Below are 20,618 nucleotides of genomic sequence, written 5' to 3' on the forward strand. Positions count from 1 at the left end.
ATGATGTTGAATGTATCGCCGTCATCGCGAGCAAGCTCGGCTCCCACACTGGTTTTCGAGCGTTCACAGATCAGGCGCTCACCATAGCTCCTCTGTGGGAGCTGAGCTCGCTCGCGATAGCGGTCTGTCTGTGCCGATGATGTTGGATGTATCGCCGTCATCGCGAGCAAGCTCGGCTCCCACACTGGTTTTCGAGCGTTCACAGATCAGGCGCTCACCATAGCTCCTCTGTGGGAGCTGAGCTCGCTCGCGATAGCGGTCTGCCTGTGCCGATGATGTTGAATGTCTCGCCGTCATCGCGAGCAAGCTCGGCTCCCACACTGGTTTTCGAGCGTTCACAGATCAGGCGCTCACCATAGCTCCTCTGTGGGAGCTGAGCTCGCTCGCGATAGCGGTCTGCCTGTGCCGATGATGTTGGATGTATCGCCGTCATCGCGAGCAAGCTCGGCTCCCACACTGGTTTTCGAGCGTTCACAGATCAGGCGTTCACCATAGCTCCCCTGTGGGAGCTGAGCTTGCTCGCGATAGCGGCCTGCCTGTGCCAATGATGTTGGATGTACCGCCGTCATCGCGAGCAAGCTCGGCTCCCACAGAAGGAGTGTGGGTTATTCGTTGTAGAACGCCTGGCGTTGTTGGGTTTCACACAGGCGCATGCGACTGTTGCTCAAATGCAGGTACATGGCCGCCCGCGCTGCATCGACGTTCCCACTGACGATCGCGTCGAAAATCTGCTGGTGTTCGGCGTTGATCCCCTGAAGATAAGCACTTCGATCACTTTGCCCGGAGTAGGCAGAGTTCATGCGCGTACGCGGGATCAGCTTCGTGCCCAGGTGCTTCATGATGTCGATCAGGTAGTAATTGCCGGCGGCCTTGGCGATTTTCAGATGGAACTGGAAATCGGCATTGATGGTGGTGCCGGATTTTTCCGGGCCTTGCAGCAACGCCTCCAGGGCCTGGGCCAGTTCGGCCAGGGCTTCAGGCGTTGCGCGCTCGGCGGCCATGCCAGCGGCCTGGACTTCCAGGCTCAGGCGAAACTCCAACAGGTTGAGCACATCCGACAACGTCGCAATCGTCGCCGGCCCCAAGGTGAAGCCCTCCGGCGCCGGCATGTCGAGGACAAAGGTGCCGACGCCATGCCGCGTCTCCACCAGCCCCGCCGCCTGCAAGCGCGACAGCGCCTCACGCACCACCGAACGACTGACGCCTTCGGCCTCCATGATGTGCACTTCGGTGGGGAGCTTTTCGCCGCACTTGAGAATGCCGTCGCGCATGCGCTGGGCAAAGCGGTCGACCAGGGTTTCGGCGAGGCGGCGCGGCTTGTTCAGTGGAGATAACGCTTGATCCGTCATCGGCTTGCTCTTGAGTGATCAGCGGGCATTATAGTGCGTTTCGCCGCGAGGTCGCGGCTATAATGCCGCGATCGTCTGGCTTTAATGGATAGGTGCAATGGACCGTGTCACACCCGATCGACGCCTGAGCATGACTCAGCAACTGGTGGTCGACCTGACGCAGCAGATACTGGCCGGCGAACTGCCCGCGGGCAGCAAACTGCCGACCGAACAGGTCATCATCAAGGAACGCGGCGTCAGTCGGACGGTGGTTCGCGAAGCCATGTCGCGGCTCCAGGCCGAAGGCTTGGTGGAGACCCGCCACGGCATTGGCACCTTCGTGGTCGACACCGCTCGCCCGGGGGATTTCCAGGGCAGCAAGCACGTCAAGGGCGGCGCCTACGATGCGTTGGCCGTCATCGAACTGCGCCTGAGCCTGGAAGTTGAAGCGGCCGGCATTGCCGCGCAACGGGCCACGCCGGAGCAACTGGTGGCGATGCGTGAAGCGCTGGATGCAGCGAGTGCCTTTAGCGCAACGGATGACGAAAGCGCGCGGGTCGATTTCGCGTTTCATCTGCAGATTGCCCAGTGCACAGGCAACAGTTTTTTCATCGACGCCATGGCCCATGTGGGCAATAGCCTGATCGCGGTCGTGCAACAGGCCGGGCCGGCGGTGACGGGTGAAAATCGGGCGTCGGTGGTGCGTGAGCGCGAGCAGGTCTACGCGGCGTTGGCGCGGCGTGATGCCGAAGCGGCGCGGGCGTCGATGCGTTTGCACTTGATCAATATGCTGCAGCGGGTTCGGGGTGTGGTCGAGTCGACGGCGCAATAACCTCCCACCGCAGAACCCTGTGGGAGCGAGCCTGCTCGCGATGACGGTGGCCCATTCGCTTGCTAGTTGCGCTTCCAGCACTCCGCAAACCGCGCACATACCCCGTAACGCTCATCCATCTGCGCCATCCTCTCCAGGTGATGACCTACCGCTTCGACCGTCACCCCATTCCCGATCCGGAAGTACTCCACCATCATCGCGACGTCCAGGTCGATCTCGGCTTTTTCCGGCTTGGCATTGGCGGTTTTGGGCAACGCCCACTGTTCCAACTGCTCGTCCTTCAACTGCCGCAGGCGCGTCTGGTATTCGTCCTTGAAGCGTTCCATCGAGTGCGCCTTGTTCTGCGCCATATCATCGCCAAACGTCTTCAGGTTTTCCCGGTACAGCGTCCAGTAGTCAGCCGGCAGGTCGAAGCCGAGCTTGGCCTTGCGTTCGCTGATCAGGGTGTCCAGCTTCTCTGGCGAATAACTCTCGACTTTTTCCTTGGCCGGATCGGTCTTCACCGTGACGACCAGGCTTTTATCGATGACCCGGCTCATCAGCTCCAGGCGATGGGGCGTGTCCGGGTAGGTCTTGGGGAACAGCGCATTGCGACCGGCGCAGGCGGGAAAGTCTTTTTTCAGGATCGGGATCGGTGTGCGCACGTCCTTGCCGTCGACCCGTTGCAAGCGTTGCAACTGAGTCAGGCAGAAGTTCTTCTCGGACTTGAACGTCACCTCGTATTCGGCATTGGCCTCGGGCGTAAAGTTGAAGCCCTTGCCGCACACGGCATAACCGCTGTTCATGTTGGTGCGCAGGTGAATCTGCTCACCCGGCTTGAGCTTGACCTCCAAATAACCCCTGGCATCCTTGGGCGCCGGAACGCTCATCCCCACCCGCCGCGCGGTATCGCTCAGCAGCATATTGTTGAGAATGCCGGTGGTTTGCCCGTCGCAATGGGCCGCGTCGAAATAATCCAGCGTGGCGTTGCTGGTATTGGCGACGAACCGCAACTTGGCGGCGTCCGGTTCGATGGCATCGGGGTAACTGCCATTGACGCTGCAACCGCCGAGCAATACAAACAACGCGGACAATGCTAATAACGGGGCAGGACGGCGAGGCAGGGCGAGCATGGGTCATCCTTGAAGGATCGATAAAGTTGGCGAATGCTACTGAAGTGCCACTATTGCGTCCATCACCTGCCGCAGGGCTGTAGGCAATACTATTTTCTTCTCGACAAGGACTTATCGATGATCGACTTCAACAACAAAGGCTTCTTCAAGCTCAAGCAAAACGACGAATATGCCGAGCGCGTCACGGCGCTGCTGCTGGACGGTGAACAGGTCATCGACGCTTACAAATCGATGCGCGACGGTGTGGTCTTCACCAACAAACGCATCATCGCGGTGAACGTGCAAGGCATCACCGGCAGCAAAAAAGACTTCACTTCCTTACCCTACAAAAACATCGTCGCCTACTCGGTCGAAACCTCCGGCACCTTCGACCTGGACTCTGAACTGGAGATCTACTTTTCATCCCTGGGCAAAGTGAAATTCGAATTCACCGGCAAGACCGGCATTGTGGAAATATCCAAGGTAATCTCCAAACACCTCCTGACCTGATCGGCAAACTCAGTATCCACCGCCAACCCCCTGTGGAACGCTCGCCAGTTGCTGCTCAAGGCTCCAACGCCGGCCCCTTCAACTCGATCTGGTTGCCGTCCGGATCGAAGCAGTAGATCGACCAACCCTTGCCCTCCGCGCCATAGCGCTTCTGCGCTTTCTCAACCTCCAGGCCAGCTGAAGCCAGATGCGCGAGGAGGGCTTGTTCATCAAACGGCTCGATACGCAGGCAGAGGTGATCGACGTTGTGCCCTTGCTTCCCGGCCGCCGGCCCGCCCTGGCGACCGAGAGGCCCGTCGACGGCTACCAGGTCAATCATCGAAACACCGGTGCCCAGATGAATCATGCCAAGATCGTCCCGGCGCTTCTTGAGCTCGCAACCAAGCACCGACGTGTAGAAAGCGAGGCTGCGCTCGATGTCTTTTACGCGCAGGACGATGTGGTCAATACGTTGAATCGTGAAGTTCTTCATACGGGCCTCATGTGCTCAGTGATGGACGCTACGGGTTACTTCACCTTAGCTAACCGTGCTGGAATGTCATCGCAGAATTCACCGCGCCTGTCGACCCGTGGTCGGTATCCTGCTGGTTAAAGTTAACCGACATGAAGTCGATAGTGTCTTTCTGGAAGAGTGCGCACCCATCAGTGCCTCTCGTTATTGTTTAATTTGGAATGACAGGGATAGGGCAATGGAGCAAGGAGTCGGTACAACGGAAGGGAAACAGAAACCTGTCTCATTCCAACAGGATATCTACGCGGCTCTCAAATTGATGGCCGAGCACTGGGGTCTGATAGGAAGTTTGGGGGCCTTACTCAGTGCGGTGGTCAGCTTCGGGATCTTGATGACCTATGCAAAGGCGATCAACCGCATCGACCTTTTACCCTTGGTGTTCGACAAACAGCTCTCCGCATTGCTTCCGTGGATGGGGATGGTGGCCTTTGTCCTGTTTCTTTACATGGTGGTGATGGGCGTCACCACGATGTTTTACGCATTAGCCGTGTCTATGTTCAACCAAACGCCGAACCTCAGACCGACGGTTGCCAGGTTCTTTTTCTGGGCGGCGGTGGTTGGATCATTGATCATCGTCACCTTCGCGTTTCAGGGCCCCAAGGTTGACCATCGCATTGTCGCTTGCGTGATTGTTCTAGGCATGAGCGCTGTCATGGGGGTGTCGTTGAAATCGAAAAAATTCCGAATGGCCCTGGAATTGGTGTCCCTCTTCAATAACCTGAAAGGGCTTGGGGTTTGGTGGCATCAGGCTGGCGTGTTCCTGTTTGCCTACTTCGTTTTGATGGTTGCCGTTTTCGCTGCCGTCTACCCGATGTTGATCTTGCTGAAGTCCTACACCGGCAAAGACACCCCGGAAGCCATCACGACACTGATGATCATTTCCATGGTGGCGGTGGTCCTCTTGTTCTTGCCGGCCCTGATCTTTTTTGTGAGCAAAAAACACATCGTTACGCGGGGACTATTGTCGGTCGGATCGGCGTTGCTGGTGACCTTGGCCGTTGTCGCCACGTATCCGGGCGCAAGTTCTACCGTAGTGTTCAAGGCCGCCGGGATGATGGGCGTGCGCGAGACGAACCCGGTCAAATATCGGTTGTTGAAGAACTTCGAGGCCAAAGACTTTGATCTGGCGAGCTGGGGAGAGGTGGAGGTGAGCCGGGATCTTCCGGTTGTGAAAGCCTTCCCGCTCTTCTCGCTTGGTGACGTCCTGCTGCTTTGCCCCAGTGGTTTGAGTGGCAAACGATTGGGCGAATGGCCGGAACATTCACATGCCTGCATCCTCACCCAGCGCAGTGATGTCGTGATACTGCCTGATGCGGTAGTTGTGCCTAAGCAAGCGTAGGGTCGACAAGCACTTCAGAATAAAGCGCCCGGCCGAATCTCCAGTGGGTTGGTTAGGCAGAGTTGCCAATCAAGGACGTAGAGATGCCAATTACCGAAGAACAGGCAAATGCAATCGGGCGATTTTATGCGTCGGTTGACGAGCTGAAAAACCAGAACATCGTGCGCTCGGACAAGTATCTCGGCGACATCGCCGAGTTCCTGGCTATGTCAGCATTTGGTATGGCGCTCGCTGAAAGCCAGCGTCAAGAAGGTTACGATGGTTACATCGGCAACAAGAAAGTCCAAGTCAAATATAGCGGTGGTCGCAGCACAACCGTCGATTGCGGTGATCCCGGTACCTACGATGAACTCATCATCATTCTTGGCCCTGGAAGTGTGCTGCGTCCCGAAGGGATGACCGACCCATACCTTTATTACCGGATACCTGGCGAAGTGGTGCGTCAGCGTGTGCCGCATGGTGATGGCAAGATTCGCTTCAGCATTGGCAATCTGCCCCAGGCTCACCGAGTGCTTATCACCCATTCAGGAACAACGGTGGAAGAAGGGGGATCCGGGAGGTGATCACGCCTTCCCGCAGAGCTGATTTGTCACAGAAGCTCACGGCGTTTGGCGAGGTCATCGATCTGGTTAAACCTGAGGTTGCCATCCCCGCACTCAAGCCGAACGAAGCCATGATCGACCTGGCGCTCAAGCAGGCATCGAGCATTGCCGTGCTCGCGATGTTCGAGCCCGCCATTACTTCGATGATGCCACCATCTGGCTCAACACAGCCTGCCGTTGATTCAATTCGCGGCACCGGCTGGCGTCACCAAAGGCATTGCTGCTTTACAGGGCAAGGAAGACGAGTTCGCAACGGACTGCTCCAGAGTGTTCGCTAGGGCAGGGTATCGCACGTTAATTTCAGTCGGAACGTGCACAGATGGGGAGGAGCGTCTACTTTCCGTCCACGAGATGGCGTTTTGCCCTCTGACGTAGATGTTCAGCGTTTCATCAGGTTTGGAGTCAGCACCATGCCCAAAAAGCGAGTTCTTCTGGTCGGTCTTGTCACGTGCATGGTCGCTGGGTGTGTAGCGCCTCCTTCACCCGCCGTTCGGGCCTTTGGTGACAACAAGTTTTGGATGACGCTCGAGGACATGCCTTACGTCATCGGGAGTACGAAGGAGCGCATTGTCGTGCCCAAGGGCTTCGTCACTGACTATGCGTCAATCCCGCAAACGCTGTGGTCATTAGGGCTCTCGCAACATGGTCAATACAGCCGTGCGGCTCTGATCCATGATTATCTTTATTGGTCTCAAGGCTGCAAGCGCGAACAAGCTGACAGGTTACTGGTTCTCGCCATGAAGGAAAGTAAGGTCGGACAGTTCGATGAGTTTCTGGTCTATCAAGGGGTCAACCTTGGTGGGGGTGGCCCCTGGAATGACAATGCGAAAGAGCGAAAGGCGAACCTGCCACGGGTGGTACCTGAACGGTACTTGAAACCGTCGGATCCGAACGTAACTTGGCCAACGTATAGAGCCATGCTCGTGGAGCAAGGTGTGAAAGACCCCTCATTTAAACAAGACCCTTCATATTGCAGATACGGCGACTCCACCAAGGTGCCATAAAGGGCTAACGTCAGTATTTAATGGCTTCTAACAGGTTTTTTACACACTATCAATATGTCTGATAGCGTGCGAAAAATCTGATTCAAGCGAGACTGAAAGCTTCTTGAATGGTCTTGATCAAACGGTCGCCGTTCACACCTTTGTAGGCTTGGGGATTTGACGCGAGCTCAGCGGGTACTTGATTTAGAAACGCCTTCAAATCGAGCGCCAATCGTTCAGGTAGCTGGGCCATTCCTTCAGTCAGACCGACAGCCAGTACGATCACATCCCTGAAGTGCTTTTTGATATCGCGACTGTCCACGGCAATGCCTTGTTCAAGCAGCGCCTTCTTGTTCAGCCACGCATGGGCCTTGAGGGGAACGAGCCGATCAGCACCGATGTGGCTGATCTCCTGGGTGTGATCGACGCCGGCCAGGAGAAAGGCGTAGTACTCATCATCAAGAATGATCGCAGACAGGCTGGCGGCTTGCTCCTCAACGGGGACCTTGGTCATTCTGGCCGCTTCTTCATGCTCCAGGCCATCCGGCACTCGGGAAAACAGCTCGACCTGAACGGGAAAGGATTTGTCCTCAGGATTCTGGAAACGATAAAAAACCGGCGAGTCCCCACTGCTGTCACCATTCTGGCGGATGGCATAGCCGCCGTCCTTGATGAACTTCCAGAACTGCCCGACGAACGCACGATCCAGTGCCTCGACGACCAGGACGATATCCAGATCCTTGGTCAGTCGAAACTCTGCGCCCAGTTCCTCCATGGCAATTGAAGCGGCCACCCCGCCGATCAGAACGTAGCTGTCCTGGAAGTCCCTGAAATATTCTCGAAACCGGTCTACACCCACTACCATTTCACGTTCTCCATCATTTCATCGAGACACATTTGCACGCGCTCGTCATGGTCATCCTTGAGGCTCAGATAGAGCGAAAAGGGGTCTACCGTCCTCGTGGCGATGTTGCTGCGTGGTGGTTCATAACTCCAAAACTGAATGCAGCATGCGGCGTGGTTTGGCGGTACTTCGAGGTAGGGCGCGGTGGTCTCGAGTTTCGACTTGGCTGTTTTCGACGTTGAGCCCCAAGCACCGAATTCTTCCCCGTAGGCTGCATTCTTTTCAGTTTGAGCAAGCTCCCGGACATGCTCGAACTGCGCTGCGGTCATTGCAAAGCAAGGGACTTTTGGGCCGGCGAGAAGACTCATTTCAGCCAGGGCCGTTTCTCCGGCCAGCAACATTGGGGTGTCGTCAAAAACCTGGGGAATTGCATTGAGCCAAAGTGTTTTTTTGACCGGCGTGCGCATGGATTCCTTGGCCATCTCCCAAGTCTGCTTGGGGGACAAGTGAAACAGGATCGCGGCCTCACCCATTTCCTTTCCAGGCTTAACAATGTCCAAGTCGGTCAGTTCCTTGATTGCTCTGCTGACGGTCATTTTCGCGTAGGTAAAGGACTTCTCGAAGGTAGCGCGAGAGGTCAGGAGCTGGTGGTGCCATCCCTTGATCAGGAATTGAATCAGCATGGCTTGGGTGGCGGGGCTCAGGACCTGAGGTTTTTCCAGGCGCTGGCGGTAATACTCACGCAAGTCCATGCCAAAGGCCGGAAGGAAAAGCTGATTGCCCGGCACGATGAACTGGACGCCTTTCTCCACCAGCCGCTTGCGGTCATAACTCGGAAGCGTGTCTGTGACGAAAATCATCAAGTCGCCGGTCTCGGGCAGCTTTTTATATGCCTGAAAGTTGTGGATGGCCTGAATATGCTTGGCGACATCCGCAACGCTGGCTTCACGCTGTGGACGTTCCTTGAGAATGAGGCAGCCGGACCCGAAGATTTCCGTGACGAAAAATTCGTAGCGGTCACGCAACGCATACGGAAGGATCTTGACGTGCTCCCACGGTTTTAAGCGCAGCTTCAGGCCCAGCACGTTCTCTACGTAGACTTTGAGCTCGATCAGATCACGCCTTTCGGGGAGATCGTGGTCTTGGTGGGAGGCGGGCATAGCCATTCTTCCGTATCAGGATTTCAGCACGGTATCAGAGGTTTTGATAGCGTGCAAAATTCTTGATCTTTCTAGATGGATATTGGTTTCTGACCTCACGCCTCAATGGGGTTGCTACGCTGGTACTGCCAAGATTTGGAACCGGCCACCAACGGACCCAAAACCATGAAAAAACAACACCAGGAAAACCTTCTCCAAACTTTGAAAGCCCGCTTCGAACAAAACCCCCATCGCCACCCAGGTATCCCATGGGCCGACGTCCAGGCCAGGTTGGAAGGCAACCTTAACGTCCTGAAATCCCTTCAGGCCATGGAAGCCACCGGCGGCGAGCCAGACGTGATCGGTCTCGACCCGAAGACCGGCGTTGTCACCTTCTGCGATTGCGCCAAAGAAAGCCCGACCGGTCGCAGAAGCCTCTGCTACGACCGCGCGGCCCTGGACGCTCGCAAGGAGAACAAGCCAACGGGCAGCGCGGTTGAAATGGCCGAAGCGATGGGCATCGCCCTGTTGACGGAAGACCAGTACCGAGCGCTGCAGGAACTGGGGGAATTCGATGCCAAGACTTCCAGCTGGCTGGCAACCCCCCCTGAGCTTCGCGCCCTCGGCGGGGCGATTTTCGGTGACTTTCGTTATGGCCGGGTGTTCGTTTACCACAATGGCGTGCAGTCGTATTACGCGGCGCGAGGGTTTCGCGGGTTGCTGCGGGTTTGAGCCCTCAAAAACACCGCTAACCCCGTGGCGAGGGAGCAAGCTCCCTCGCCACGGTGATAGCGTACGGTCGAAGGAAATGCGGCAGAAGCCCCTCACTCAAAAACCAAAACCTCACCCCCCTTGGCCTCAACCATCTCACTGAACACCGGCAACCGCGCGACAAACTCCGTCTCGAACGCCAGATACCGATCCTGCGCCGCCAAGTAACGAATCTCCGGCTTCACCCGCGCAATATCCTTGGAAGACAGCTTCACCACCTCATGGCTGCGCTGATTCCAGAACCAGGCCAGGGTGTGTGTGCCAAACGTATTGCTGCTGTAATTCCACACCCACCAATCCCCATGCCCCCGGGACACATGAAGCTGCCCGTGAAACGTGCGCAAGGTAATGACCTGCTTGGGCTGCGTGACGAGCAGGCGCGTGTCCTGGCGCAGTTCGCTGCCGAAACCATCCAGTGTCGCCTTTGTCGCAGTGCCAGTCATGAAGTTGAGGCGCCACGCCAACAGCACCGTCTCCTGATAACCCGAGTGCTCGACGTTCTGCCGCGCGCCTTCGCTGAACAGCAGGATCTCGTCACCCCCCAGGTACGCGGTTGAGGCCCGCAGCTTATAGGCCTCAGCGGGCATCGGTTTGGCGACGATGGCCTGGTGCGGCGGGTCTTGATTCCAGACCCAGCACTTCGGGCCGTTGTGCTGCATGAACAGTAAACGGCGAGGGCCGATGGGCAGGACCGTCAGTTCATCCGCGTACTCGAAAATCACCTCGCTGCTGTCCGCCGTGATCCGCCAGATCCGCGTCAAATGCTCGGGTTCGTAAATACGCTGGCGTTCGAATATCTCCGAGCCCACCACCACGCAGGGCTGTTCAACCTCCGGCCACTGCACCCCGGCAGGTCCGAACGTCGCGATCTCATCACCTTGCCGAACTTCGTATTGATAACGGTCATCCGCACTGTAATCGCCGCGTACGACCCGACGTTTCCACAGGCTGCGCTGGGCATCGGCATCGATGAGCTGCAAGTCCGCGCCGTCCACGCCATCGGTCCGGTGTTCGAGCATGTCCTGCTCGGTGGGCGGCCACTGGTTGTAATCGATCAGGAAGCACAACCACTGGTCTTCGTCCTGCTCGGTGATGGCGGCCCAACCGTTGCGGTAGTTGTATTCATGCACATAGGTGGCGCCGGGATAGTCATGGACTTCCTGCAGCCACTTCACCTTGCCGCGCTTGGGTTTGACCTGTTTGCGTTCGACGGCGGCGGGCTCCGGCGAAGCGATCAAACTCGCCGTGAACCCCACCTCGCCGCGCTGGCCTTGCCAGTGCTTGGCAAACGCCTCACGCTGATCGGTCCGGACAATCACCGGCCGATAATCATCGCCACCGGCATCCAGGTTCCACAAGTCATACCCCTGAGCCGCCAACACCGGCGCCAGCGCCTCGAAGCAGACCTCGGGCATCTCGTTGGACAGCTCATCCAACAACGCCTCGAACCCCGGGCCGGCAAACACACCGATGTCGGGATAGTAATGCTGCAACAGCCCGAGCAAGTCGCTGCCCGGTGTTTTCCAATCGATATGAACCAACGGATCAAATGGCGATTGCATCGCGGCTGTCTTCCTTGTGGTTTCTCTGCGCGCCATCTTAGCCGCACGCCGCCGAACTTAAGCAAACCAATTACCCCGTGGAGAGCTCTGTGCAGTGCATTGATTGTTCCCACACTCTGCGTCACCTCGCAGAAGCGGAACGCGGAGCGTCCCTGGCGGCGTTCCCACGCGGAGCGTGAGGAACGATCTTCCACCGCCGCCGCACCCTGATCATGCCCACGCTCTGCGTGGGCATGCATCCCGTGACGCTCTGCGTCACCTCGCAGAAGCGGAACGCGGAGCGTCCCTGGCGGCGTTCCCATGCGGGAGCGGGGGAACGATCAACTCAAAGCTCCGGAAACTCAGAAAAATAACAAACCGGCGAACTCCCCTCCGCCCGTTTCTCCACCTCATCCTCCAACCACTGCGCCAACACCACCGCATTATTCTCAACCGTCGACTTGGCCGCATACACCAACGTCAGCGTCCCATCCCGCGCAATATCCACCAGCTTCCACCAATGCTCTGGCCGCGCCGCCAGCTCACGCCGATACGCCACGCTGAACTCGGCAAACGAAACCGCCCCCGCCTTGAACGCCTTGCGCAACTCATGGGAAGGCCCGACCTCCGGCAGCCACTCGGCTATGGCGAGTTCGTCCTTGCGGCGATTACGCGGCCACAAGCGGTCCACCAGAACCCGTACGCCATCCTCGGCGCTCGTTGTTTCATAGGCGCGTTTGCATTGGATCATCACAGCCTGCCTGTCGAAGTGAGACCGCCTCAGCATAGGTCGCCCATTACGAGGCGACCAGGATTCATCCGCCGCACTTCATCCATCTCTCGTAAAAAAATCCCATCCAATCCGCTCAATCAAAAGCCATGGGCGCTCAAGCAAAGGCGCTACCCCTCAGGCCGCAGACATGATGGACCAGAGCAGTTTGGGATTCTGAGCCGCAATCCGTCCGGATACGGTTTTCCATTTGATTTGTCGACAGCGAACCGCCTGGTCGTCATGGCACGATCCGCCGCATTAAGGATGAGTGAACAAAAATGAATAGAGCTTACCGAGTCGTCTGGAATGCCGTGATGGGCGCGTGGCAGGTGGCATCCGAGTTGGTCAAGAGCCAAGGCAAAGACAAAAGCCGGCAATCCCTCAACCTCGGGCTCAGCCTCGTCATCGGCGTGGGCGGCGGTGTCTTCGCCTCGGTCGCCGCGGCGGGAGGGTTGCCTTCCGGCGGCAATATCGTGGCGGGTAACGGCAACATTCAACAAAATGGCAACAACATGGCCATTCATCAGGGCAGCGACAAGCTCGCCATTGACTGGCAGAGCTTTTCCATCGGCAAAGGCAACACCGTCCAGTTCGTCCAGCCTGGCGCGGCGTCTGTCGCATTGAACCGCGTGTTGGGCTCGGATGTGTCGGTGATCCAGGGCGCACTGAAAGCCAACGGCCAAGTGTTCCTGGTCAACCCCAACGGCGTCCTGTTCACGCCCAGCGCACAGGTTGATGTCGGCGGCCTGGTGGCCTCCACGCTCAACTTATCCACAGAAGATTTCCTCGCCGGCAATTACCGTTTCAGTGGTGACAGCGCCGCATCGGTGGTCAACCAGGGCAACATCAATGCCGCACAAGGCGGCACCATTGCCCTGATCGCCGCAAAAATCGTCAACGAAGGCAACATCACCGCGAACAAGGGCAATGTGCTGCTGGGCGCTGGCCGTGTCGTGACGCTCGACTTGGGCGGGCCGGTGCAATTGGAAGTCAAAGAAGGCGCGCTTCAAGCGTTGATCGAAAACGGCGGCGCCATTCGTGCCGATGCCGGGAAAATCCTGCTGACCGCCCGTGCCGCGGAAACCCTGGCGAGCACCGTCATCAACAACACCGGGCTGATCGAAGCCCGGTCCCTGGATATCGGCGAAAACGGTCTGGTCACGCTGATGGGCGACCAGGGCGGTGTGCAAGTCGCCGGACGTATCGATGTGTCCTCCGACACCGGCAAGGGCGGCAAGATCGTCGTGACCGGGGACCGTCTGGCGATCAACGGCGGTGCCGAGCTCGACGCCACCGGGGCCAAGGGCGGCGGCGACATTTATGTAGGCGGTAGCTGGCAAGGCAAGGACCCTGCGATCAAACAGGCCAGCCAGACCACCATTGCCGCCGGTGCCGTGCTCGATGCATCGGCGACCGACAACGGCAAGGGCGGCACCGTGGTGGCCTGGTCCGATGTCAAGAAACCGGGCAGCGTGACCCGCGTGGACGGCACACTGAAAGCCACTGGCGGCGCCAAGGGCGGCGACGGCGGCAAGATCGAAACCAGCGGCGCCAAGCTGGCGGTGAGCAAAGCCGCCGATGCTTCGGCTAAAAAAGGCAAGGGTGGCTTGTGGTTGCTCGATCCGGACAGCGTCACGGTGGCTCCAGGTAACGGAGGCTTGACCGGCGGCGCCAACGGGACAGACGCCACGGTTGGCTTCAACGCAATCGACACCGCCCTGGCCGGCGGCACCGATGTGGCGATCAAGGCCGACAACAGCATCCACTGGAATGGCGACTACACCCCGTCGAGCATCAGCGGCGACCGGACGCTGACGTTGCAGTCCGGACACAACGACGGCGGAACAGGCCGCTACGTCTTTGGCAATATTTTCCTCAACGGCGACATCGACGCCAGTGGCGCAGGCAATGGCAACAGCCTGGCCTTGATCCTCAACGGCAAGATCGCCCTGAACACCGACGTCAGTTTGAAGAGCAACGGTGGCAACGTCGTGTTTGCCGGCGTGGTGGATTCCGATGCGGTGGCCAACAACCGCCAACTGCGTGTCGACGCCGGCTCGGGCTCGATCATCTTCAGCGACATGGTCGGCGGTAACAGCGCGCTGGGTGCTCTGTACGCGACCACCAGTGGCACCGGCAAGACGTTCATCAACGGCGCGAAAGTCTTCACCAGTGGTGAGCAGGTCTACACAGGTGCCGTTGAGCTGGGCACTTCACAGTTCCTGAACGCCGACTTCGAAAACGGCCTGGTCGGGTGGAAGACGTCCATCGCCCAGTTCTTCACCGGCGTCACCGTGGTCGATGGCGTGGTGTCGCCGGATGACCCGACGTTGCCGACAACCTCGCCAACCAATGGTAATGCGCCGAGCGTTTCCCCTGGCGACCAGGGCGACATGAACTACAAACCCCTCACCCCGGTCGCCGCTGCTGGCCAGGGCAAGGACGGCGGCGCTGCGCTGCTGCTGGGTACCGAGAACAATTCCAACTGCCTCAACGCCCCCGCCGGCTGCATCATGCGCGGCCCTTCGGTGGTAAGTGAGGGCACGGTCTCCCTGGCGGCGGGGGAATCGGTCAGTTTCGATTACAAACCGGTCGCGGGCGGCGATACCTACGATGTCTTCGGCTATCTGCTGAACGTCAACACCGGCGAATACCAGATCATCCTGAACGAAACGGGTAACGGTACGGGCGCGGTGAATTGGCAAACCCGCACGGCAACGGCTGATAGGGCCGGCACGTACAAGTTCGTGTTCGTCTCGGGCAGTTTCGACCAGACCGCGGGCAAGCAGGTCGGCGGCTCGCTGTACGTCGACAACATCAAGACCAACACCTCGGGCAGCAAGGGCCTGCAAGGCAGTTCCATCACGTTCAACGGCAGCCTCAACAGCACTGACAACAACCTGGCCATCAAGGCCGACGATATCAACTTCAACGGCGGCGCCGGCAGCGTCACCGGCAACGGCAAGATCGCACTCGAGACCAACACCCCGAGCAAAAACATTGCCGTGGGCGGCAGCACCGGCGATGCCCCCGGTTCGTTGGAACTGACCGGCACCGACATCAGCGCCTTGGGCGACGGGTTTACCTCCGTCAAGATTGGCGGCGCGGACATGACCGGTGACATCAGCATCATCGAAGCGACCCGGATCAACGACAACCTTATCCTCGATGCCGGTACCGGCAACATCCACATCAATGACCAACTGACCGTGGCGGACGCACCGGGCACCGGTAACGACGACAACAAACCGGCGCCGGTCCTGGCGTTGCAAAGCAATGGCGGCAAGATCGACCAGACCGCTGGCGGTGCCATCGTCGCCGATGGCCTGGTGCTGCTGGGGGATGGCGCCGTTCATGACCTCGACAACGCGGCCAACGACGTCAACACGATCGCCAGCGACACCGGCACGGTAAGCTTTGCCGATGTCGATGACCTGACCGTTGGCGTGGTGACCATTCCCGACAGCCAGACCCCGACAAACCCCCAAGGCGTGCCGGTCGCCGGCATGACCCAGACCGGCGACCTGAACCTTGTCGCTGATAAACTCACGGTCGGCCAGGCCCTGCTCACCCAAGGCGATACCAGCCTGACCGCCGACGAAATCGACCTCGCCGCGAGCGTTGCCGGTAGCGGCAGTCTCACCTTGCAACAGAAGACCGATGGCCTGGATATTCACCTGGGCGGCGGCGATGACCCGGAAGTGACCGGGCCTAACGATCCGTTGGTGCTGTCTGACGCTGACCTGGCGAATATCCAGGATGGCTTCGACAAGGTCGCCATCGGTAACGACAAGACGCGCAACATCACCGTCGATGATGAAGGCGCAACGTTCAAGGACGATCTGGCCCTGGTCGCAAATGGCGTCCTGGACCTGCTGGGCGATCTGATGCTCAAGGATCCTGAAGGCACCGACGAAGACGGCACCACTGGCAAGGGCCTGACGCTGAGCGTCGACGCGGGCAAAGGTGCGACCCAGGCAACGGGCGCGACCATCACCGCAGACGAATTGGCCTTGCGCGGCGAAGGTGACTTCCAACTGGGCAAGGGCGGGCATGACGTGGGTGTCATCGCCGCCGATGTCGGCAGCCTGAAATTCGCTGGCAACGGCAACCTGACAGTGGGCACCGTGGACGGCACCGTGGGGATCACGTCCGATGAGGCGGTCACCCTGAAAACCGATCACGACCTGACGCTGGTAAAAGGCATCACCATCGAAAATGGCCCACGCGATGACACCAGCCAGGGCCAGGCCCGGGCCGACGACATCATCACGCTGGAAGTGGCGGGCAACACGACTCAGTCCGGCGACGCCGGGGCCAAGCTCGATGCCAGCGGTCTGGTGCTGCTAGGGGGCAATTACGCACTGGGCAACACCGGCAACGTGATCGGCGATATCGCCAGCGAGGCGGGCAAGGTCCAATTCAACAACAGCGGGAACCTCAAGGTGGGTTCGCTGACCGCGACCCATGCCGACGGCACCCAGACCACCATCACCGGCGTGAACAACACCGGCGATGTGAGCATCGGCACCCAAGGCAATCTGGCGATCAACGAAGCGCTGGTCACCAGCGGCAACGTGTTCCTCAATGTCGACGGCAAGACCACCCAAAACGCCAAGGGCAACATCACCGCCGACGGCCTGGCCCTCAACGGCGGCGACTTCGAGCTGCGCAACAACGGTAATGTGGTGGGCGACATCGCCAGCGAGGCGGGCAAAGTCGCCTTCAACAACACCGGCGACCTGAAGGTCGGCACGCTGACCGAAACCGATGGCAACGGCAACCTGATCAAGACCACCACCGGTGTGAACAACACCGGCGACGTCAGCATCGGCACCCAAGGCAATCTGGCGATCAACGAAGCGCTGGTCACCAGCGGCAACGTGTTCCTCAACATCGATGGCAAGACCACCCAGAACGCCAAGGGCAACATCACCGCCGACGGCCTGGCCCTCAACGGCGGTGACTTCGAGTTGCGTAACAACGGCAACGTCGTGGGTGATATTGCCAGCGAGGCGGGCAAGGTCGCCTTCAACAACACCGGCAACCTGAAGGTCGGCACGCTGACCGAAACCGATGGCAACGGTAACCTGATCAAGACCACCACCGGGGTGAAAAACACTGGCGATGTGAGCATCGGCACCCAAGGCAATTTGGCGATCAACGAAGCACTGGTCACCAGCGGCAACGTGTTCCTCAACGTCGATGGCAAGACCACCCAAAATGCCAAGGGCAACATCACCGCTGATGGCCTGGCCCTCAAGGGCGGCGATTTCGACCTGCGCAACGCCAGCAACTGGGTCGGCGACATCGCCAGCCGCGCGAAGGATGTCAGCTTCGTTAACCGCAGCGACGTCACCGTCGGCAGGCTGACCGAGACGGCACTGGACGGCACCCAGCTGGATCAGATCGTCGGCATCGGCAACACCGGCAAAGCCCAGGTGGTGACGACCTCCGGCAATATCACCCTGGCCGAGAACGTCAGCACCACCAGCAATGCCTCCGATGCGATCGTGCTCAACGCCGGTCAATCCGCTTCGGCGGGCGTGGCCGCGGGTGGCGATGTGAAGGCCGACGCGGGCGTGACGGTGTCCACCGGCGTTGGCGGCCGGGCGCTGATCTACACCGGTAGCCTCGCTGGCAGCACCCGCGTGGTGGATGTGGTCGGCAGTGGCAGCGGCAACTTCCGCTACAACAGTGACGAGCAGCAGAGCAATTTCGGCAGGGTGTTGGGCAACACCGGCGTTCATGCCGTGTACCGCGAGCAACCCGTCCTGGTGGTGTCCACCAACGGTACGACCACCCAGACCAAGGTGTTTGATGGCCAAACCACGTTCAACGGTGGCGGCATCGGCGGCTACGACGCCAACGGTCTGTGGAACGGCGACACCAAGCCGATGCTCGGCAACCCACTGTATTCGGTAGGGACGCAAGGCCCGGGCTCGCACCTGATCAACATTGGCGGGCTGGCTGACCTCGGTTACCTGATCGTGAGCAACCCGGCCAATGCCAATCTGACCGTGACAGCGTCCGTTGATTACGACGCCGTCCGGCAGAGCGTCGCCGATGCGACACGCGTCGGTGCGCAGGTGGGTTCGCCGCATGATCCGGATCTCAATCCGACCCAGCCGAACCAGGCCGACTGGTCTGATCGTGGCATCGAGGACGGCGGTCTGCTGCTGGTGGACCAGGGTGGCACTCGTGCGAACGGTGCTGGCAATGGCGACGGCGATTCGGCTACCCAGGCCGAGAGCGCCGACAGCGAGCGGGAACTGGCCGGGAACGTCTGCGCCGACGGCGGTGTATCCGGCGGAGGCGCTTGTGCGGCTTACCCGCCACAGACCGTTTTCGTTGTGCGCGGCGGTGTGCGCTTGCCGAGTCTGGCCATGCGTCCCTGATCCCTGACTCCCACCTTTTCCTTTGAAGGAGCCCCTTGGCCGCGTCCCCGGACGCGGTCATGGGCTCAGGCAACCCGGATTATTCGAGACTTATCCAATGCATAACAAACTGATGTCCTGCGCTGCTGGTCTGGCGTTGTTATCCACCTCCCAGGCCTGGGCGGCGACCCTGCCGACCCGCCCAATCCCCGACGCCGGTCGTATCCTGCAGGAACTGCCGATTCCGCAGCAGGAATTGCCACAAAGCATTCGCCTGGATGTAGAACCGCCGCAACCGGTCCAGGAAAAAGTCGGCGGCGCCAAAGTCCAGCTCAACGCCGTGCATTTCACCGACAACACCCACATTGACGGGGCAAGCCTGCAGCACGTCGTCGCGCCGGTCATCGGCCAGGCCCTTGACCTGGACGAGCTGCGGGAAGTGGCCCGGCAGGTCACGCTTTACTACCGCGAGCAGGGCTACCCGTTTGCCCGTGCCTATCTGCCGGCACAACGCATGGCCAACGGCGAGCTGACCATTGCGGTGATCGAAGGCCGCTATGGGAAAGTCACCGCCACCAACGACGATGGGAAACTGGCCGCCCAGGCGCAGCCTTTCCTGAACGATTTGCAGCCGGGCGACGTGATCGAGCGTGACCGCCTGGAGCGCAGCATCTTGGTCCTGTCTGACTTGCCGGGCGTGGCTGTTCGCCCGGTCATCCGGCCGGGCGAGGCGCTCGGTACGGGCGATCTGGATGCCAAAGTGAGCAGAACCGAGGCCTTCGAGGGCAAGGCCACGCTGGATAACCACGGCAACCGATACTCGGGGCGCAACCGCCTGACGGTACAAGGTGACTGGAACAGCCCGTTGATGCTGGGCGACAGGCTCAGCGCCGCCGTGATGGCGACCGATGAGGACCTGTATTTCGGTAGCCTCGGCTACTCGATGCCATTGGGAACGTCCGGCCTGCGCGGCAACGTGGGTTACGCCCAGAGCAGTTACGACCTGGGCGCCGAATTCGCCGACCTGGGGGCGACCGGTACCGCCGAGGTCAGCAGCATCGGCCTGAGTTACCCGCTCCTGCGCAGCAACCAGGCGAACGTCATGTTGGCCGGGCAATACCAGCACAAGGACCTTGAGGATAAGTACGAAGCGCTGGGGCTGAGCTTTGAAAAAAGCAGCAACACGCTGCCCATCAGCTTGCAATTCGACGTGAGGGACACCTTGTTCGGCGGCGGTATCACCTACGGCGGCGCGACGCTGACCTACGGTGACCTGAAACTGGATTCGGCCCTGCGCGAAGGCGACCGTCAGACCGCCCAGACCGAGGGCCACTTCAGTAAAGTGAACGTCGACCTCGCCCGTCTGCAAGCGCTGCCCGCCAACTTCACGCTCTTCGCCCGCGTCCTCGGCCAATGGAGCAATGACAACCTGGACTCTTCCGAAGATTTCAGCCTCGGCGGCATCGATGGTGTGCGGGCTTATCCCCAAAGCGAAGGCTCGGGCGACGAAGGCCTGCTGACCCAGATCGAACTTCGCTATCCGATCGACAAGCTCACGCCTTACCTGTTCTGGGATGCCGGTAAAGTGCGCATCAACCACAACGAGTGGGCCGATGAGAAAAACACCCGCAGCATCTCCGGTGGCGGTGTGGGGTTACGCGCTCAATACGGCCAGATTTCGTTCGATGCAACGGTCGCGTGGCGCCACTCCGGCGGTGAAGCGCAGAGCGATACCCGCCAGGAAAATCCTCAACTGCTCGCTCAGATCGGTTACCAGTTCTAATCGTTCCAGGCCACCTTGCTTAGGCGTTCAACAAACCCGTGGCGAGGGAGCAAGCTCCCTCGCCACGGTTTAAGTGAACGATCCGCTATCAATGGGCTCGCCTGGGCCTTTCCAGGCGCAGTCACTTCTTCTTGTCCAATCCCCCTCGCCACACGCTCCTGTGCCCCCAAGACGCCCCGCATTCAGTGGACGTCA

The 20,618-nt window shown here is 59.5% G+C and carries 15 protein-coding genes and 1 pseudogene; 9 read left to right on the plus strand and 7 right to left on the minus strand.

Annotated elements, in window-relative coordinates; genetic code table 11:
* Nucleotides 1–605: 605 nt before the first annotated feature.
* Nucleotides 606–1,349, minus strand: coding sequence for a FadR/GntR family transcriptional regulator (locus KGA89_RS21875; protein WP_013692291.1), 744 nt, complete (start codon nucleotides 1,347–1,349; stop codon nucleotides 606–608).
* 97 nt (nucleotides 1,350–1,446) lie between these two features.
* Between KGA89_RS21875 and KGA89_RS21880 the strand changes: the two genes are divergently transcribed.
* On the plus strand, nucleotides 1,447–2,160 hold the full coding sequence (locus tag KGA89_RS21880; protein ID WP_223472519.1) for a FadR/GntR family transcriptional regulator: 714 nt from the start codon (nucleotides 1,447–1,449) through the stop codon (nucleotides 2,158–2,160).
* 62 nt (nucleotides 2,161–2,222) lie between these two features.
* Here KGA89_RS21880 and KGA89_RS21885 read toward each other — a convergent pair whose 3' ends face one another.
* Nucleotides 2,223–3,272, minus strand: a complete 1,050-nt coding sequence (locus tag KGA89_RS21885) for a hypothetical protein (protein ID WP_013692293.1) — start codon at nucleotides 3,270–3,272, stop codon at nucleotides 2,223–2,225.
* A gap of 117 nt (nucleotides 3,273–3,389) precedes the next feature.
* Between KGA89_RS21885 and KGA89_RS21890 the strand changes: the two genes are divergently transcribed.
* Complete coding sequence (locus tag KGA89_RS21890) at nucleotides 3,390–3,761, plus strand: PH domain-containing protein (protein WP_013692294.1); 372 nt, start codon at nucleotides 3,390–3,392, stop codon at nucleotides 3,759–3,761.
* Nucleotides 3,762–3,816: 55 nt separating this feature from the next.
* Here the strand turns inward: KGA89_RS21890 and KGA89_RS21895 are convergent, their stop codons facing one another.
* Nucleotides 3,817–4,233, minus strand: a complete 417-nt coding sequence (locus tag KGA89_RS21895; protein WP_003197916.1) for a VOC family protein — start codon at nucleotides 4,231–4,233, stop codon at nucleotides 3,817–3,819.
* Nucleotides 4,234–4,450: 217 nt separating this feature from the next.
* Here KGA89_RS21895 and KGA89_RS21900 point away from each other — a divergent pair, with 217 nt between their 5' ends.
* The 4 genes and pseudogenes from KGA89_RS21900 to KGA89_RS21915 all read left to right on the plus strand — a co-directional run bounded on the left by KGA89_RS21900 (nucleotide 4,451) and on the right by KGA89_RS21915 (nucleotide 7,217).
* Nucleotides 4,451–5,611, plus strand: coding sequence for a hypothetical protein (locus KGA89_RS21900; protein ID WP_223472520.1), 1,161 nt, complete (start codon nucleotides 4,451–4,453; stop codon nucleotides 5,609–5,611).
* Nucleotides 5,612–5,694: 83 nt separating this feature from the next.
* Entirely contained in the window at nucleotides 5,695–6,174 is a 480-nt protein-coding gene (locus tag KGA89_RS21905; protein ID WP_069971155.1) for a DUF6998 domain-containing protein, read from the plus strand.
* Between the two features lie 192 nt (nucleotides 6,175–6,366).
* Nucleotides 6,367–6,522, plus strand: a pseudogene (locus tag KGA89_RS30875) (isomerase); the annotation flags it as partial.
* Between the two features lie 101 nt (nucleotides 6,523–6,623).
* Nucleotides 6,624–7,217, plus strand: a complete 594-nt coding sequence (locus KGA89_RS21915) for a DUF1353 domain-containing protein (protein WP_069971153.1) — start codon at nucleotides 6,624–6,626, stop codon at nucleotides 7,215–7,217.
* A gap of 82 nt (nucleotides 7,218–7,299) precedes the next feature.
* Here KGA89_RS21915 and KGA89_RS21920 read toward each other — a convergent pair whose 3' ends face one another.
* On the minus strand, nucleotides 7,300–8,061 hold the full coding sequence (locus KGA89_RS21920) for a hypothetical protein (RefSeq protein WP_053118569.1): 762 nt from the start codon (nucleotides 8,059–8,061) through the stop codon (nucleotides 7,300–7,302).
* The gene (locus KGA89_RS21925; RefSeq protein ID WP_223472521.1) at nucleotides 8,055–9,200 is read right to left on the minus strand and encodes a hypothetical protein; all 1,146 of its coding nucleotides are present in this window, start codon (nucleotides 9,198–9,200) and stop codon (nucleotides 8,055–8,057) included. The genes KGA89_RS21920 and KGA89_RS21925 overlap by 7 nt, the downstream gene beginning before the upstream one ends.
* A 165-nt stretch (nucleotides 9,201–9,365) precedes the next feature.
* Here KGA89_RS21925 and KGA89_RS21930 point away from each other — a divergent pair, with 165 nt between their 5' ends.
* Nucleotides 9,366–9,911, plus strand: coding sequence for a DUF4256 domain-containing protein (locus tag KGA89_RS21930; RefSeq protein WP_223472522.1), 546 nt, complete (start codon nucleotides 9,366–9,368; stop codon nucleotides 9,909–9,911).
* Between the two features lie 92 nt (nucleotides 9,912–10,003).
* On the opposite strand, the gene KGA89_RS21935 is transcribed toward KGA89_RS21930, so the two are convergent.
* Together KGA89_RS21935 and KGA89_RS21940 are read right to left on the minus strand one after the other, a co-directional pair.
* Nucleotides 10,004–11,512, minus strand: a complete 1,509-nt coding sequence (locus KGA89_RS21935; RefSeq protein ID WP_223472523.1) for a hypothetical protein — start codon at nucleotides 11,510–11,512, stop codon at nucleotides 10,004–10,006.
* A gap of 325 nt (nucleotides 11,513–11,837) precedes the next feature.
* Nucleotides 11,838–12,242, minus strand: a complete 405-nt coding sequence (locus KGA89_RS21940; RefSeq protein WP_223472524.1) for a DUF488 domain-containing protein — start codon at nucleotides 12,240–12,242, stop codon at nucleotides 11,838–11,840.
* Nucleotides 12,243–12,541: 299 nt separating this feature from the next.
* Here KGA89_RS21940 and KGA89_RS21945 point away from each other — a divergent pair, with 299 nt between their 5' ends.
* Together KGA89_RS21945 and KGA89_RS21950 are read left to right on the plus strand one after the other, a co-directional pair.
* Nucleotides 12,542–18,661: a filamentous hemagglutinin N-terminal domain-containing protein gene (locus KGA89_RS21945; protein WP_223472525.1), complete on the plus strand. Its 6,120-nt coding sequence runs from the start codon at nucleotides 12,542–12,544 to the stop codon at nucleotides 18,659–18,661.
* A gap of 97 nt (nucleotides 18,662–18,758) precedes the next feature.
* Nucleotides 18,759–20,423: a ShlB/FhaC/HecB family hemolysin secretion/activation protein gene (locus KGA89_RS21950; RefSeq protein ID WP_223472526.1), complete on the plus strand. Its 1,665-nt coding sequence runs from the start codon at nucleotides 18,759–18,761 to the stop codon at nucleotides 20,421–20,423.
* The last annotated feature ends 195 nt before the right edge of the window (nucleotides 20,424–20,618 follow it).

Source organism: Pseudomonas sp. A-RE-22, from assembly GCF_019956035.1.
Classification (GTDB): domain Bacteria; phylum Pseudomonadota; class Gammaproteobacteria; order Pseudomonadales; family Pseudomonadaceae; genus Aquipseudomonas; species Aquipseudomonas brassicacearum.

What these genes read in the sequence shown, in the direction of transcription:
- KGA89_RS21915 (WP_069971153.1), top strand. Translation starts at nt 6,624, where the DNA reads ATGCCCAAAAAGCGAGTTCTTCTGGTCGGTCTTGTCACGTGCATGGTC.
- KGA89_RS21940 (WP_223472524.1), bottom strand. Translation starts at nt 12,242, where the DNA reads ATGATCCAATGCAAACGCGCCTATGAAACAACGAGCGCCGAGGATGGC.
- KGA89_RS21930 (WP_223472522.1), top strand. Translation starts at nt 9,366, where the DNA reads ATGAAAAAACAACACCAGGAAAACCTTCTCCAAACTTTGAAAGCCCGC.
- KGA89_RS21925 (WP_223472521.1), bottom strand. Translation starts at nt 9,200, where the DNA reads ATGCCCGCCTCCCACCAAGACCACGATCTCCCCGAAAGGCGTGATCTG.
- KGA89_RS21875 (WP_013692291.1), bottom strand. Translation starts at nt 1,349, where the DNA reads ATGACGGATCAAGCGTTATCTCCACTGAACAAGCCGCGCCGCCTCGCC.
- KGA89_RS21905 (WP_069971155.1), top strand. Translation starts at nt 5,695, where the DNA reads ATGCCAATTACCGAAGAACAGGCAAATGCAATCGGGCGATTTTATGCG.
- KGA89_RS21900 (WP_223472520.1), top strand. Translation starts at nt 4,451, where the DNA reads ATGGAGCAAGGAGTCGGTACAACGGAAGGGAAACAGAAACCTGTCTCA.
- KGA89_RS21885 (WP_013692293.1), bottom strand. Translation starts at nt 3,272, where the DNA reads ATGCTCGCCCTGCCTCGCCGTCCTGCCCCGTTATTAGCATTGTCCGCG.
- KGA89_RS21880 (WP_223472519.1), top strand. Translation starts at nt 1,447, where the DNA reads ATGGACCGTGTCACACCCGATCGACGCCTGAGCATGACTCAGCAACTG.
- KGA89_RS21935 (WP_223472523.1), bottom strand. Translation starts at nt 11,512, where the DNA reads ATGCAATCGCCATTTGATCCGTTGGTTCATATCGATTGGAAAACACCG.
- KGA89_RS21945 (WP_223472525.1), top strand. Translation starts at nt 12,542, where the DNA reads ATGAATAGAGCTTACCGAGTCGTCTGGAATGCCGTGATGGGCGCGTGG.
- KGA89_RS21890 (WP_013692294.1), top strand. Translation starts at nt 3,390, where the DNA reads ATGATCGACTTCAACAACAAAGGCTTCTTCAAGCTCAAGCAAAACGAC.
- KGA89_RS21950 (WP_223472526.1), top strand. Translation starts at nt 18,759, where the DNA reads ATGCATAACAAACTGATGTCCTGCGCTGCTGGTCTGGCGTTGTTATCC.
- KGA89_RS21895 (WP_003197916.1), bottom strand. Translation starts at nt 4,233, where the DNA reads ATGAAGAACTTCACGATTCAACGTATTGACCACATCGTCCTGCGCGTA.
- KGA89_RS21920 (WP_053118569.1), bottom strand. Translation starts at nt 8,061, where the DNA reads ATGGTAGTGGGTGTAGACCGGTTTCGAGAATATTTCAGGGACTTCCAG.